The 14,352-nt window shown below is 61.5% G+C and carries 9 protein-coding genes; 8 read left to right on the top strand and 1 reads right to left on the bottom strand.

The genetic code is table 11. The features are described from left to right. Window positions 1–633 precede the first annotated feature (633 nt). The 3 genes from rplJ to JQN66_RS12110 all read left to right on the top strand — a co-directional run bounded on the left by rplJ (window position 634) and on the right by JQN66_RS12110 (window position 2,919). Entirely contained in the window at window positions 634–1,155 is a 522-nt protein-coding gene (gene rplJ, locus JQN66_RS12120) for a 50S ribosomal protein L10 (protein ID WP_188948934.1), read from the top strand. Window positions 1,156–1,226: 71 nt separating this feature from the next. Further along, window positions 1,227–1,601 (top strand): 50S ribosomal protein L7/L12, encoded by a 375-nt coding sequence (gene rplL, locus JQN66_RS12115; protein WP_188948933.1) that lies wholly within the window; start codon window positions 1,227–1,229, stop codon window positions 1,599–1,601. A 148-nt stretch (window positions 1,602–1,749) separates the two neighbouring features. Next, the gene (locus tag JQN66_RS12110; protein ID WP_204675232.1) at window positions 1,750–2,919 is read left to right on the top strand and encodes an acyltransferase family protein; all 1,170 of its coding nucleotides are present in this window, start codon (window positions 1,750–1,752) and stop codon (window positions 2,917–2,919) included. Here the strand turns inward: JQN66_RS12110 and JQN66_RS12105 are convergent. Beyond that, complete coding sequence (locus JQN66_RS12105) at window positions 2,873–3,370, bottom strand: aminoacyl-tRNA deacylase (protein WP_204675230.1); 498 nt, start codon at window positions 3,368–3,370, stop codon at window positions 2,873–2,875. The genes JQN66_RS12110 and JQN66_RS12105 overlap by 47 nt on opposite strands. A 713-nt stretch (window positions 3,371–4,083) precedes the next feature. Here JQN66_RS12105 and rpoB point away from each other — a divergent pair. The 5 genes from rpoB to rpsG all read left to right on the top strand — a co-directional run bounded on the left by rpoB (window position 4,084) and on the right by rpsG (window position 14,305). After that, window positions 4,084–7,590: a DNA-directed RNA polymerase subunit beta gene (rpoB, locus tag JQN66_RS12100; protein WP_188948930.1), complete on the top strand. Its 3,507-nt coding sequence runs from the start codon at window positions 4,084–4,086 to the stop codon at window positions 7,588–7,590. Between the two features lie 99 nt (window positions 7,591–7,689). After that, complete coding sequence (locus tag JQN66_RS12095; RefSeq protein WP_204675228.1) at window positions 7,690–11,580, top strand: DNA-directed RNA polymerase subunit beta'; 3,891 nt, start codon at window positions 7,690–7,692, stop codon at window positions 11,578–11,580. Between the two features lie 213 nt (window positions 11,581–11,793). Further along, window positions 11,794–13,011: a phospholipase D-like domain-containing protein gene (locus tag JQN66_RS12090; RefSeq protein WP_204675226.1), complete on the top strand. Its 1,218-nt coding sequence runs from the start codon at window positions 11,794–11,796 to the stop codon at window positions 13,009–13,011. 449 nt (window positions 13,012–13,460) lie between these two features. Beyond that, window positions 13,461–13,835, top strand: a complete 375-nt coding sequence (rpsL, locus tag JQN66_RS12085; RefSeq protein WP_047119685.1) for a 30S ribosomal protein S12 — start codon at window positions 13,461–13,463, stop codon at window positions 13,833–13,835. Further along, window positions 13,835–14,305, top strand: coding sequence for a 30S ribosomal protein S7 (gene rpsG, locus JQN66_RS12080; protein ID WP_188948926.1), 471 nt, complete (start codon window positions 13,835–13,837; stop codon window positions 14,303–14,305). The genes rpsL and rpsG overlap by 1 nt, the downstream gene beginning before the upstream one ends. Window positions 14,306–14,352 lie beyond the last annotated feature (47 nt).

Genomic DNA, 14,352 nt, shown 5'->3' with positions numbered 1-14,352 from the left:
GTCGGAAGGTGGAGAACCCGCCAGGAAGCGCGGCCGCGGGAATCCCGAGAAAGCGCCGAGATTGGCCGCTAGCGCATAAACATGCAAATGAGTTCAAATTATTTCATCATGCGTTTAACCCCATGATCTCGCGGTTTACGGGCTCCCAACCCCTGAAAACATGGGAAATTCATTGGAATTTGCCAGCTTTCGGTTCTGTGTCGCGAGCAAGAAATGTTACCATTGAAGCACTGAGTTATTCAGCGGTGTCTGCATGGGACCCCCAAGACTATGCAGGCGCTGGATGGGTAAGTTTCCCCAAAGCTTATTCATCGACAAGTAGCCTGCATCTAGCGTCCCCCAAGTGCTAGATGCAGGCCTTGTCTTTTTAAATTGCGAATCGCGTGGGCAGGATCACCTCCCTGTCGATGTCGCTGAATTTGGATGAGGGCATGACGCACGCCTACAATAGAAATACCGAAGACCGTCGGTTGAGCATTTATGCTCCTAAAGGTCCGCAAGGACAACCAACGCAGGTTTCATAGATTTGCTTTGACTTGAATGAGTTAAACTGCCCTGTGCTCCTGCGCGGGGCCTTTTTTATGGCCTCGCCGGTTATGAAACGGTACCGAACAAATCCCCGGAAGGAGTGTTATGGCAACCCCGAGCAAGACTGCAGCGATTGAAGAGATCACTGCTGACTTCAAAGATTCGTCTGCGGCTGTCTTGACCGAATACCGTGGGCTTACCGTTGCACAGCTCAAGGATCTGCGCCGCTCGCTTGGTCAGGAGACCAAGTACGCCGTTGTGAAGAACACCTTGACCGCTATCGCAGCGAAGGAAGCCGGCATCGAAGCTTTCGATGACCAGCTTTCCGGTCCGACCGCTATCGCCTTCATTAAGGGCGATGCAGTTGCTGCCGCAAAGAGCCTCACGGAGTTCGCCAAGGTCAACGAAAAGCTGGTTATCAAGACCGGTTGGTTCGAAGGCAAGGCACTTGACACGGCTGGCATCGAAGCCCTGGCTGCACTGGAATCGCGCGAGACTCAGCTGGCACGTGTTGCTGCCGTGCTGCAGGCTCCAGCTTCCGCCGCTGCCCGCGTCGTCGACGCCCTGCGTGCAAAGCTCGAAGAGAACGGTGGCGCTGCCGCCGAGGAAGCCCCGGCAGAAGCCTAAGCTTTCGAGATTCTCTCGCAACGTAACCCAAATTCATAGGCCGCAAGGCCAAAACCGAAAGGACGCCGACCATGGCGAAGCTCACCAACGAAGAGCTGCTTTCCGCATTCAAGGAAATGACCATCATCGAGCTCTCCGAGTTCGTTAAGGAATTCGAAGAGACCTTCGACGTTACCGCTGCTGCTGTTGCAGTTGCAGGTCCGGCTGCCGGCGCAGAAGCCGCTGCTGAAGAGCAGACCGAATTCGACGTAGTTCTGGAGGCGGCTGGCGACAAGAAGATCGCAGTCATCAAGGAAGTTCGCGCACTGACTTCCCTGGGCCTGAAGGAAGCTAAGGAGCTCGTTGACGCAGCTCCTAAGGCTCTGCTTGAGGGTGTTGCAAAGGACGCTGCTGAGAAGGCCAAGGAAGCCCTCGAAGCTGCCGGTGCAACCGTTACCGTTAAGTAAGTTACGCGGTCACTCGCAACTTATTACCAAGGGTCCACAGGTTTCGATCTGTGGGCCCTTGGCCGTTAACTGAATGAATACTTAGAAATACCTTTATAACGTTTCTATTAACAGCGTTTTTATAGGTTCAGTGTTTAAGCTTATTAGCGTGCCAAAAAGCGATACCCTTCAGAAGCGTAAACCAGCCCCGCGCTTGGGTTTGCTGGACGGGCTACGCATCACCGCCGCCGTGGTCGTAGTCCTCTATCACTACACCGCGTGGGGCCACAATTTTTGGGGCCAGTATGCCCCCGACGCCTGGCCGGTGCTCTCCGTGGCAACCCGCTACGGCCAAATCGGCGTCCAACTGTTCTTCCTGATCTCCGGATTCGTCATCCTGATGTCGTTGCAGGGGAAATCAGTCATCCAGTTCATCGGATCGCGCGTGGGCAGGCTCTATCCCGCCTATTGGGTCGCCGTGCTCGCCGCGGCCCTGTTGTCCTTCGTGATCTGGCCATCGATCGCCGATGGACGCGCCCCCTCTGACATCCTGCCGAATTTGACCATGATGCAAACGGCTTTCGAGGTGCGGCATCTCGACGGCGTGTATTGGACGCTCTGGGTCGAGCTGCGCTTCTACATCCTGCTGGGCGTGATGCTGCTTTGCGGCTTGATCACCAACAAATCGATCATGCTGCTCTCGGTGCTCTGGCCGGCTTTGGGCCTCTACCTGCACTTCACCAGCTACGCCAAGCTCCAGGAATGGATCGCGGGCCCTTATGCTGCACTGTTCGCCGCAGGCATGGTGCTCTACCTGATCTACCGCAGCGGACACAGCGTGCTGCGCTGGTTGGCCGTGGCATTCAATACGGTGATTGCCGCCTACTTCACGGGCTTCAAGGGCAGTGAAGACGCGTTGCAGTTGTCGAACATGCACGTGCCCGCATGGCATTTCCAGCTGCTGATCGTGCTCTGCGTGGGCCTGCTGGCCCTGTGCACACTAACCCCGCTGCAACATGTCCAAGCCAAATGGCTGGCCGTGGCGGGGTCCCTGACCTTCCCGCTGTACTTGTTCCATCAGCTTTGGGGATGGTGGATTATCGAGCAGCTGCATGGCCAGGTGAACAAGTATCTCCTCTTGGCCGGCACCATCGCGGTGCTGATGCTGTGGTCCTACGTGGTCGTGCGGTTCATCGAGAATCCGCTGGGCCTGCTCCTGCGCAATGGCACCATCGCGGGACTGACCAAGGCCAAGGCCGCAGTCCGGATCGTCTTTGCGAAGCCCGACGTGGCTATTCCTGAGTCGAAATATCGGCAATCGTGGCCTCAAAGCCGCTGACCAGGTCTTGGGGATCCACCAGCAGCCCATGCAGCGGATCACCGCTGCCCATGGCCACGCGTTCCGGTACCGGCTCGGCGAAAACGCTGGCGTCGATGATGACCGGCAATGCGGTATGGGAGCCAAAAGGCGTGATGGTGCCGCGCGCGTAATGCGTCACGGCCAATGCGGTCTGCGCATCGGGCAGGGAGAGCTTGTTGACCTGGAGCACCGCGCGGATCTTGGGCCAATCCAGCTTCCGGCCGCCCGGAATCAGGGCGAAGACGAAAGAATCGTCCGAACGCTTGAGCACCAGGGTCTTGAGCAGGTGTTCGGGAACCACACCCAGCAGTTCGGCGGCTTCCTCCAGGGACTTCGCCGCAGCGCGGGGCACGATGTCGATCGGCACCTCGCGCCGTGCGGCATCCAACAGAACGCGGGTCATTGCTTCCGACGACTTCAGATCCGACATTGAAACTACTCCTCATCACGTGACCAGGCTGGTCGCAATCCAGATGCGCAGCGCAGCGACCGCGGCGTGCTTATAGCTGAGCCTAGTGCAGAAGAATCGGCAAGGGGCGTATGCCGATGCGATACTCGCCGTAGCGATGCCCAGTTCCAGGCGGGGCATGCAGTAAGAAAAGCACCAACACCCGTTGCCGCGATGATGGGGCCGATCGCCGAGGTTCGGAAGTCATGAAGCGAGAAAATTTTCGAAGGTCGCAAAAACAGCGTCATTCTGGCCCCTGGATGCAGCATCAACGGCCGCACTGCACTGCTGTGACTAATCGCACGTTGAGGTTTTCCCGCGAATCCGCGCGATCGAAATGTGAACCAGTTCATATGCGGGTGATGCTTTGGGCGCATAAAAAATGCCGGAATCATCTGGGAAAAGTGTCGATCCGGGGGAGTGGGGCACGCGGAATACCGCGGGAAACCCGGGATCCCGGGATGCGTGGGGGCCGACCTGCGTGAGCAGAACCCAAAACTATAGCACGGATTCCGGGCGGAGGTGTCGACAAGTGCAAATTCCTCCGGTAAGGTTGAAATTTGCGCCTTACTGTTTGCGCGCGCGGCCTTCATATAGCGGTGGGTCTCGTGGACGAAAAATGAGGGCCTGTCCTATGACAGGCACCTTAGCACGGTAAGCGTTCGGAAACCTGACGGTCTTTGGAAGGATCCATCTTGGTCGCCTCGAGCAACCCTAACAACCAAACCGCTAGTTCGGCTCGCGATGCTGCATACGCTGGCCGACTTTCTTTTGCAAAGATTCACGAACCACTTGAAGTGCCTAACCTGCTGGCATTGCAGACCGAGAGCTTTGACCGCCTCGTCGGCAACGAGCGCTGGGTAGAGCGCCTGACCAAGGCTGAAGCCGCTGGCGACTCCAGCGTGCCGAACACCTCGGGTCTGGCCGAAATCTTCGAGGAAATCTCCCCGATCGAGGACTTCCAGGACACCATGTCCCTGAGCTTCTCGGATCCGGAGTTCGCTGATCCGAAGTACACCATTGCGGAGTGCAAGGACCGCGACGCCACCTACTCGGCACCGCTGTACGTCAAGGCCGAATTCATGAACAATGAAACCGGCGAAATCAAGCAGCAGACCGTGTTCATGGGCGATTTCCCGCTGATGACCGAAAAGGGCACCTTCATCATCAACGGCACCGAGCGTGTCGTCGTGTCCCAGCTGGTCCGCTCCCCGGGCGCCTACTTCGAGTCCGCACCGGACAAGACCAGTGACAAGACCATCTACTCGGCACGCATCATCCCGTCCCGCGGTGCATGGTTCGAACTGGAAATCGACAAGCGCGACCAGATCGGCGTACGCCTTGACCGCAAGCGCAAGCAGTCGGTCACCGTCCTGCTGAAGGCCCTGGGCTGGAGCGAAGAGCAGATCCTGTCCGAATTCGGCCAGTACGACTCGGTGCGCGCCACCCTTGAGAAGGACAACATCAAGGACCAGAACGAAGCGCTTCTGGACATCTACCGCAAGCTGCGTCCAGGCGAGCCTCCTACGGTCGAGGCGGCCCAGGCCCTGCTGAAGAACATGTACTTCGAGCCGAAGCGCTACGATCTGGCCAAGGTCGGTCGTTACAAGATCAACCGCAAGCTCGGCGTCGAGACCCCGGTCAACGCGGAGAACGCCTCGGTGCTCTCGATCGACGACCTGGTCGCCATGATCCGCTACCTCGTTGCGCTGCACGCCGGCGAGAAGACCGTCCAGGGCACCCGCAAGGGCGAGATCGTCGACGTTCCGGTGAACGTGGACGACATCGACCACTTCGGCAACCGCCGCATCCGCGCGGTGGGCGAGCTGATCGAGAACCAGATCCGCACCGGCCTGTCCCGCATGGAGCGTGTTGTGCGCGAGCGCATGACCACCCAGGACGTCGAGGCGATCACCCCGCAGACCCTGATCAACATCCGCCCCGTGGTGGCTGCGATCAAGGAGTTCTTCGGAACCTCCCAGCTTTCGCAGTTCATGGACCAGAACAACCCCCTGGCCGGCCTGACCCACAAGCGCCGCCTGTCGGCCCTGGGCCCGGGCGGCCTGTCGCGCGACCGCGCCGGCATGGAAGTTCGAGACGTCCACCCGTCGCACTACGGCCGCATGTGCCCGATTGAAACCCCCGAAGGCCCGAACATCGGCCTGATCGGTTCGTTGGCGACCTACGGCCGCATCAACGCCTTCGGCTTCATCGAGACCCCGTACCGCAAGGTGTCCAACGGCGTCGTGTCCAACGAGGTCGAGTACCTGACCGCGGACGACGAGCTGCAGCACTACATCGCGCAGGCCAACGCCCCGCTGGACGATAACGGCGCGTTCACCGAAGACGCCGTGCTGGTCCGTGAAAAGGGCGGCGGCGGCGAGCCTGTCATCGTCGACGCCGACGAAGTGACCTTCATGGACGTTTCCCCGCGCCAGATGGTGTCCGTGGCTACCGCCCTGATTCCGTTCCTGGAGCACGACGACGCCAACCGCGCACTGATGGGCGCCAACATGCAGCGCCAGGCTGTGCCGCTGCTGAAGTCGGACCGTCCGCTGGTGGGCACCGGCATGGAGAAGTACGCCGCGATTGACGCCGGCGACTCCGTGGTGGCCAACAAGCCGGGCGTCGTGACCGAGGTATCGGCCGACCTGGTGGTTGTCATGAACGACGACGGCACCGAGTCGATGTACCCGATCATGAAGTTCGCGCGCTCCAACCAGGGCAACGCCTACAACCAGCGCGTGCGCGTGTCCGAAGGCGACCGCCTGGAGTACCAGTCGATCATCGCCGACGGCCCGTCCACCGACAAGGGCGAGCTGTCCCTGGGCAAGAACCTGCTCGTGGCATTCATGTCCTGGGAAGGCTACAACTACGAGGATGCGATCATCCTCTCCCAGCGCATGATCTTCGAGGACGTGCTGACCTCGATCCACATCGAGGAGCACGAGGTCGACGCCCGCGACACCAAGCTGGGCGCCGAGGAAATCACCCGCGACATCCCGAATGTCTCGGAAGACATCCTCTCCCAGCTCGATGACCGCGGCATCGTGTACATCGGTGCAGAGGTCGAGGCCGGCGACGTGCTGGTGGGTCGCGTGACCCCGAAGGGCGAAACCGAGCTGACCCCGGAAGAGCGCCTGCTGCGCGCCATCTTCGGCGAGAAGTCCCGCGAAGTGCGCGACACCTCCCTGAAGGTGCCGCACGGCGAGTCGGGCACCGTCATCGGCGTGCGCATCTTCGACCGCGACAACGACGACGAGCTGAGCCCGGGCGTGAACCAGCTGGTCCGCGTGTACGTGGCCCAGAAGCGCAAGATCACCAACGGTGACAAGCTCGCAGGCCGCCACGGCAACAAGGGCGTCATCTCGAAGATCCTGCCGCTGGAGGACATGCCGTTCCTGGAGGACGGCACTCCGCTGGACGTCGTGCTGAACCCGCTGGGTGTGCCAGGCCGTATGAACGTCGGCCAGGTCATGGAAATCCACCTGGGCTGGGCTGCCAAGCAGGGCTGGAACATCGAGGGAGAGCCGGCTTGGGTCAAGGACCTGCCGAACCTGCCTCGCCAGTCGGGCCCGACCACCGTGGCAACCCCGGTCTTCGACGGCGCCTCGGAAGAGGAAATCCGCGGAATCCTGGATTCGACCAACAAAACCCGCGACGGCGTGCGCCTGATCGGCAACACCGGCAAGGCCCGTCTGTTCGACGGCCGCTCCGGCGAGCCGTTCCCGGATCCGGTTGCTGTCGGCTACATGTACATCCTGAAGCTGCACCACCTGGTGGACGACAAGATCCACGCCCGTTCCACCGGCCCGTACTCCATGATCACCCAGCAGCCGCTGGGCGGTAAGGCGCAGTTCGGTGGCCAGCGCTTCGGTGAGATGGAAGTGTGGGCCCTGGAGGCCTACGGCGCCGCCTACACGCTGCAGGAAATCCTGACCATCAAGTCGGATGATATCCACGGCCGCGTGAAGGTCTACGAAGCCATCGTGAAGGGCGAGAACGTCCCGGAGCCAGGTGTTCCGGAATCGTTCAAGGTTCTGATCAAGGAAATGCAGTCGCTGTGCCTGAACGTCGAGGTGCTCGGCACCGACGGCCAGACAATCGAAATGCGCGAATCGGACGAGGAATCATTCCGTGCCGCAGAAGAGCTCGGCATCGACCTGTCCCGGTCGGAACCGAACTCCGTAGAGGAAGTGTAGTCCGGCGCAGCCGCCCGGACTGCACAGCCCGGGCGGCCGCGCCGCACACCGACTTATTCGTATCGACTTCAGACACCAAAGAAGAGAGAAAAGGACCATATGTCCAACGATTCCTCATTCGGCCTCATGCGCATCAACCTCGCCACCGCGGACGAAATCCGCGCTTGGAGCTACGGCGAGGTCAAGAAGCCTGAAACCATCAACTACCGCACCCTGAAGCCGGAGAAGGACGGTCTTTTCTGCGAAAAGATCTTCGGTCCTTCCCGCGACTGGGAATGCTACTGCGGCAAGTACAAGCGCGTGCGCTTCAAGGGCATCATCTGCGAGCGCTGCGGCGTCGAGGTCACCCGTGCCAACGTGCGCCGCGAGCGCATGGGACACATCGAGCTTGCCGCTCCGGTGACCCACATCTGGTACTTCAAGGGCGTTCCATCGCGCTTGGGCTACCTGCTCGACCTGGCTCCGAAGGACCTGGAAAAGGTCATCTACTTCGCCGCCTACATGATCACTTCGGTGAACGAGGATCGCCGCCACGCGGAGATGCCGAACCTGCAGGCACAGCACGACCTTGAGCTGCGCCAGCTGGCCAACAACGCCGAGGCCGACAAGAAGGCTGTTGCAGCCGACCTGGAAGCCGAGCTGGAGCGTCTGGAAGCAGACGGCGCCAAGAACGCCGAGCTGAACAAGGCCCGCACCCTGGCCGAGAAGACCGTGCTGCAGATCGACAAGCGCGCCAAGGCCGAGTCCGAGCGCCTGCGTGCGGTCTGGGAGCGCTTCAAGGGCCTGAAGGTCGCCGACCTCGAAGGCGACGAAGGCCTGTACCGCACCATGCGCGAGAAGTACGGACTGTTCTTCGAAGGCTCCATGGGCGCCGAGGCGATCCAGAAGCGTCTGGAGAACTTCGACCTTGAAGGCGAAGCCGAAGAGCTCAAGGGCATCATCGAGAACGGCAAGGGCCAGAAGAAGGCCCGCGCCCTCAAGCGCCTGAAGGTCGTCAACGCATTCCTGGCCAATGGCAACTCGCCAAAGGGCATGGTGCTCGACGCCGTTCCAGTGATCCCGCCGGAGCTGCGCCCGATGGTCCAGCTCGACGGTGGCCGTTTCGCCACCTCGGACCTGAACGACCTGTACCGCCGCGTGATCAACCGCAACAACCGACTCAAGCGCCTGCTTGACCTCGGTGCGCCGGAGATCATCGTGAACAACGAAAAGCGCATGCTGCAGGAAGCTGTGGACTCGCTGTTCGACAACGGCCGCCGCGGCCGTCCGGTCACCGGACCGGGCAACCGTCCTCTGAAGTCGCTGTCCGACATGCTCAAGGGCAAGCAGGGCCGCTTCCGCCAGAACCTTCTGGGTAAGCGTGTTGACTACTCGGGCCGTTCGGTCATCGTGGTCGGCCCGCAGCTGAAGCTGCACCAGTGCGGTCTGCCAAAGCAGATGGCTCTGGAGCTCTTCAAGCCGTTCGTGATGAAGCGCCTGGTTGACCTCAACCACGCGCAGAACATCAAGAGCGCCAAGCGCATGGTTGAGCGCTACCGTCCGCAGGTGTGGGATGTCCTCGAAGAGATCATCACCGAGCACCCGGTACTGCTGAACCGTGCACCTACCCTGCACCGCCTGGGCATCCAGGCCTTCGAGCCACAGCTGGTCGAAGGCAAGGCCCTGCAGCTGCACCCGCTGGTTTGCGGCGCGTTCAACGCCGACTTCGACGGCGACCAGATGGCAGTCCACCTGCCGCTGAGCCCCGAAGCCCAGGCTGAAGCACGCATCCTGATGCTGTCCTCGCACAACATCCTGAAGCCTTCGGACGGCCGTCCGGTGGCTCTGCCTTCGCAGGATATGATCATCGGCCTGCACCACCTCACCACCAAGCGTGAGGACGAGACGGGCGCCGGTCGCGTGTTCTCCTCGGTTTCCGAGGCCATCATGGCCAAGGACCGCGGCGAGCTGCACCTGAACGCCCCGATCAAGGTGCGTGTCGACAACTTCGTTCCTTCGGACGAGCAGCCGGCCCCCGAGGGCTGGGAGCCGGGCACCCCGGCACTGCTGGAGACCTCGCTGGGACAGGTGCTGTTCAACGACACCCTGCCTGCGGACTACCCGTGGGTTTCCCGCGTGGCCGGCAAGGATGCGCTCTCGGACATCGTCAACGACCTGGCCGAGCGCTACCCGAAGATTGTCGCAGCGGCAACGCTGGACAACCTGAAGGATGCCGGTTTCCACTGGGCTACCCGCTCGGGCATCACCGTGGCGATCTCGGACATCACCTCGAACATGAACAAGGCCGAAATCCTTGAGCCGTACGAGGAACGCGCCCGCAAGGTGCAGGGTTCGTACGACAAGGGCCTGATCTCCGACATCGAACGCCGCCAGGACCTGATCGACATCTGGACCAAGGCCACCGACGAGGTTGCCGAGGCCATGAAGAACGGCATGGAAGAGCTGAACACCATTAACCGCATGGTGACCTCCAAGGCTCGTGGTAACTGGCTGCAACTGCGCCAGATCGCCGGTATCCGTGGCCTGGTGTCCAACCCTAAGGGCGAGATCATCCCGCGTCCGATCAAGTCCTCCTACCGTGAGGGCCTGTCGGTGCTGGAGTACTTCATCGCAACCCACGGCGCCCGCAAGGGCCTGGCGGATACCGCGCTGAAGACCGCCAACTCGGGTTACCTGACCCGTCGTCTGGTGGACGTCTCGCAGGACGTCATCGTTCGCGAAGAGGACTGCGGCACCAAGCGCGGCCTGACCGTCGCGATCGCGGACTCCTCCTCGGGCATCCGCATCAAGCACGAGACCGTGGAGAACTCGGCCTACACCCGTACGCTGGCCGCCGACGTCAAGGACGCCGAAGGCAACGTACTGGCCGCCGCCGGTTCGGATGCGGGCGATGTGCTGATCGACGAGCTGTACGCTGCAGGCGTGGATGAAATCCGCGTCCGCTCCGTGCTGACCTGCGACTCGGCTGTTGGAACCTGTGCCCTGTGCTACGGCCGTTCGCTGGCCACCGGCAAGACCGTGGACATCGGCGAGGCCGTGGGCATCATCGCCGCGCAGTCCATCGGCGAGCCCGGTACCCAGCTGACCATGCGTACCTTCCACACCGGTGGTGTGGCATCGGCCGACGATATCACCCAGGGTCTGCCCCGTATCCAGGAGCTCTTCGAAGCCCGTACCCCGAAGGGTGTGGCTCCGATGTCGGAGGTCTCCGGTCGCGTGTCGATCGAGGACGACGAGAAGCAGCTGCGTGTTGTGGTGACCCCGGACAACGGCGACGAGAAGCAGGCCTACCCGGTGCTGCGTCGTGCCCGTCTGCTGGTGGAAGATGGCCAGTCCATCATCGCCGGTACCCAGCTGACCAGCGGTACCCTGGACCCGAAGCAGGTGCTGCGAGTTCTGGGCCCACGCGAGGCGCAGAAGTTCCTGGTCCGCGAGGTCCAGGACGTGTACCAGTCCCAGGGTGTGGGCATCCACGATAAGCACGTGGAAGTCATCGTCCGACAGATGCTGCGTCGCGTCACCGTCATCGAGTCCGGCGAGACCGAGCTGCTCCCGGGCGAGCTGGCCGACCGTTCGCGCTTCACCGCTGCGAACCGCAAGGCCGTCGCCGAGGGCAAGCGTCCGGCCGCAGGCCGCGACGAGATGATGGGTATCACTAAGGCATCGCTGGCCACCGACTCGTGGCTGTCGGCTGCTTCCTTCCAGGAAACCACCCGCGTGCTGACCCAGGCCGCGATGGAGGGCAAGGAAGATCCGCTGCGCGGTCTGAAGGAGAACGTGATCATCGGTAAGCTGATCCCGGCCGGTACCGGTCTGGATCGCTACACCCAGGTCGACGTCGAGCCAACCGACGAGGCAAAGGCAACTTTGTTCACCGGCACCTCGGCATTCTCCTCGGGTCTGTACGACGATGCGCTGGAAGGCGGGCTGTCGCCCGAATTCCGCGCCATCTCGATGGACGACTACGACCACGGCTCGGACTTCCGCTAAACCGGACGGCACCGAGGCTGGCAGCTAGCTAGCTCGTAGGGCGCCCGCCGCACACGCAAGTGTGCGGCGGGCGCTTCCGCATTTAAGCCGGAAAGCATCTGTTCACCGTGCAGTTACCCTTTGCTCATCCAGGGATGAAACGGTGCAGTGGTTGACCGCGGGCGGGGGAGATCCCCGACACCCGCCACGAACCGCAAAGGAGACTCGGAGAAGTTGAACACGACATTGAAGGCCATCGCAGCAGGGACCATGGGACTCGGTCTGCTCTTCAGCACCCTGCCGGCACAGGCCGCGCAGCGGATCGACCCGGGCAAGCAGCCCGAATTGCCCTGCGCCGCGGCGCCGCTGGTGAAGGTGGAAACCGGCGCGGTGTTCTCCGATCCGTTGCAGGATACGGCCGGAGCGGTTGCCGAACGGCTGTGCTCCTACTTCAAGCAGGCCGATGCAGGTTCCACCATTTCGCTGGCGGCCTTCGTGATCTCGGGGCAGAGCGGGGAAGACTACGTCGACCAGCTGCTGGCGGCCCACGCGCGCGGAGTCAATATCCAGGTGGTGATGGACGGCTGGCAGATTTCCAAGGCCCCGGCGGCGCGGCTGATCAAGACGCTGGGCACCGACACGAGCCAAGGCTCCTGGGTGGCGGTGTGCTCGAACAAGTCGCCCGAAGGCAACACCAGCTCCTGCCAGGGGACCAAGGGCATGCACAACAAGTTCGCGCTGTTCTCCTCGGTCTCCGGCCAGCAGAACGTCGTGGTGCAGTCCTCTGCCAATGTCACGGATGTGAACCATGTGAGCTACTGGAACAATGCGTTGACCGTGACCGGCGATGACGGGCTGTACCGCGCCTACCATTCCTACCATGCGGACATGGCCCGCATGGAGCAGACCCCGGATTACCACCGCACCGAGGCCTCGCACGGCCCGTCCGGAGCAACGGTGGCGCGCTTCTTCCCGGCGGCCGCTGCCGACCCGGTGGCGCAGCGGCTCTCAGAGCTGCAGTGCAAAAACAAGAACAGCACGGTGGCGGTCGCCATGAGCGAGTGGGACGATACGCGCACCGCCATCGCCGAAGAACTCGGACGGCTCAAGAGCCAGGGCTGCGCCGTCAGCGTGGCCGCCGGACCGGTCGGCGAGCAGGTCGCCGGTGTCCTGGCTGCAGCGGGTATCGAACACCGCTCAGTAGAGGATACGTCTACTACAGGACGTGTGCACTCGAAGTACCTCGTGGTTTCCGGAATGCGGGACAACGCCTCGCCGGAAGGACGCCGCGGGGACTCCTCATTCGTCTTCACCGGCAGCCACAATTACAATTCCACCAGCCTGCGGCGCAATGACGAGGCCATCCTGGAACTGCACAACCGCAAGGCGGTCAAGGCCTACCAGGACAATGCCCGGAGGCTGATGCAGGTCGGCATGCCGGTCAGCGAGTAGCATCAGGATCCTCAAAGTAGATTTATCTTCTGGATGAGTTAGCGACTAGTTCCAATGGCGAATCCTTCCCTGTCCTGTTCAACGGAGCGCCATCTCGTGGCGGCGGCGCGTTCACGCGCGGGGGATAGGTTGGAGCCAAGTTCCTCGCCGGCCGGTGGCATCAAGCAGCAATCGCACGGTGCCCGGACGGTGAGATAGCTTACTGTTCATGGTGCAGGGGCCGATTAATGCTAGAGTTAAGGCAATTGTTTTATGTGTGGCAAAATGGACACGGTCCGGGTTGCGGGTAGGTTGCGCAACGAATGCCACACTTTCGCACGCCTAGGGACATTCTGATCCTGGATGGGCGGTAAAGCAAGCAGTTAGTGCTGCAGAGGAAAGTGTCAGCCCCCATAAGGCCGCCGCTCCGATGCCGTGCCGAAGAACTTAGACAATGGAAGGACACGAAAGTGCCTACTATTCAGCAGCTGGTCCGCAAGGGCCGCTCGCCTAAGGTCGTAAAGACCAAGGCTCCTGCCCTTAAGGGCAACCCAATGCGCCGTGGCGTGTGCACTCGCGTGTACACCACCACCCCGAAGAAGCCGAACTCGGCACTGCGTAAGGTAGCACGTGTGCGCCTTGCCGGTGGTATTGAGGTCACCGCTTACATTCCAGGTGTCGGTCACAACCTGCAGGAACACTCCATCGTGCTCGTTCGCGGTGGTCGTGTGAAGGACTTGCCAGGTGTCCGCTACAAGATTGTTCGTGGTGCTCTGGATACCCAGGGTGTGAAGGATCGTAAGCAGGCTCGTTCCCGCTACGGTGCAAAGAAGGATGGTAAGTAATGCCTCGTAAGGGTCCGGCGCCAAAGCGCCCACTAGTTTCTGATCCAGTTTACGATTCCCCATTGGTCACTCAGCTGATCAACAAGGTTCTCGTGGACGGCAAGAAGTCCACCGCAGAGCGCATTGTTTACGGTGCACTCGAAGGTGCAGCTGCAAAGTCCGGCGCCGACGCAGTGTCGACCCTCAAGAAGGCCATGGATAACATCCGTCCGGCCCTTGAGGTTCGTTCCCGCCGTGTTGGTGGCGCGACCTACCAGGTTCCTGTTGAGGTCAAGCCAGGCCGTGCAACCGCACTGGCTCTGCGCTGGCTGGTTGGCTACTCGAAGGCTCGCCGCGAGAAGACCATGATCGAGCGTCTGATGAACGAGATCCTGGATGCTTCGAACGGTCTGGGTGCAGCTGTGAAGCGTCGCGAAGACACTCACAAGATGGCCGAGTCCAACAAGGCATTCGCCCACTACCGCTGGTAAGAACCGCTTGGAATTGCTGGGCGTCTACCGGCGCCCAGCAGTTCCAG

The organism is Glutamicibacter protophormiae (assembly GCF_016894325.1).
Lineage (GTDB): Bacteria > Actinomycetota > Actinomycetes > Actinomycetales > Micrococcaceae > Glutamicibacter > Glutamicibacter protophormiae.
The sequence above is the reverse complement of the archived record's forward strand: the minus strand, read 5'-3'. Positions and strand labels throughout refer to the sequence as shown.

What these genes read in the sequence shown, in the direction of transcription:
- rplJ (WP_188948934.1), top strand. Translation starts at nt 634, where the DNA reads ATGGCAACCCCGAGCAAGACTGCAGCGATTGAAGAGATCACTGCTGAC.
- rplL (WP_188948933.1), top strand. Translation starts at nt 1,227, where the DNA reads ATGGCGAAGCTCACCAACGAAGAGCTGCTTTCCGCATTCAAGGAAATG.
- JQN66_RS12105 (WP_204675230.1), bottom strand. Translation starts at nt 3,370, where the DNA reads ATGTCGGATCTGAAGTCGTCGGAAGCAATGACCCGCGTTCTGTTGGAT.
- JQN66_RS12095 (WP_204675228.1), top strand. Translation starts at nt 7,690, where the DNA reads ATGTCCAACGATTCCTCATTCGGCCTCATGCGCATCAACCTCGCCACC.
- rpsG (WP_188948926.1), top strand. Translation starts at nt 13,835, where the DNA reads ATGCCTCGTAAGGGTCCGGCGCCAAAGCGCCCACTAGTTTCTGATCCA.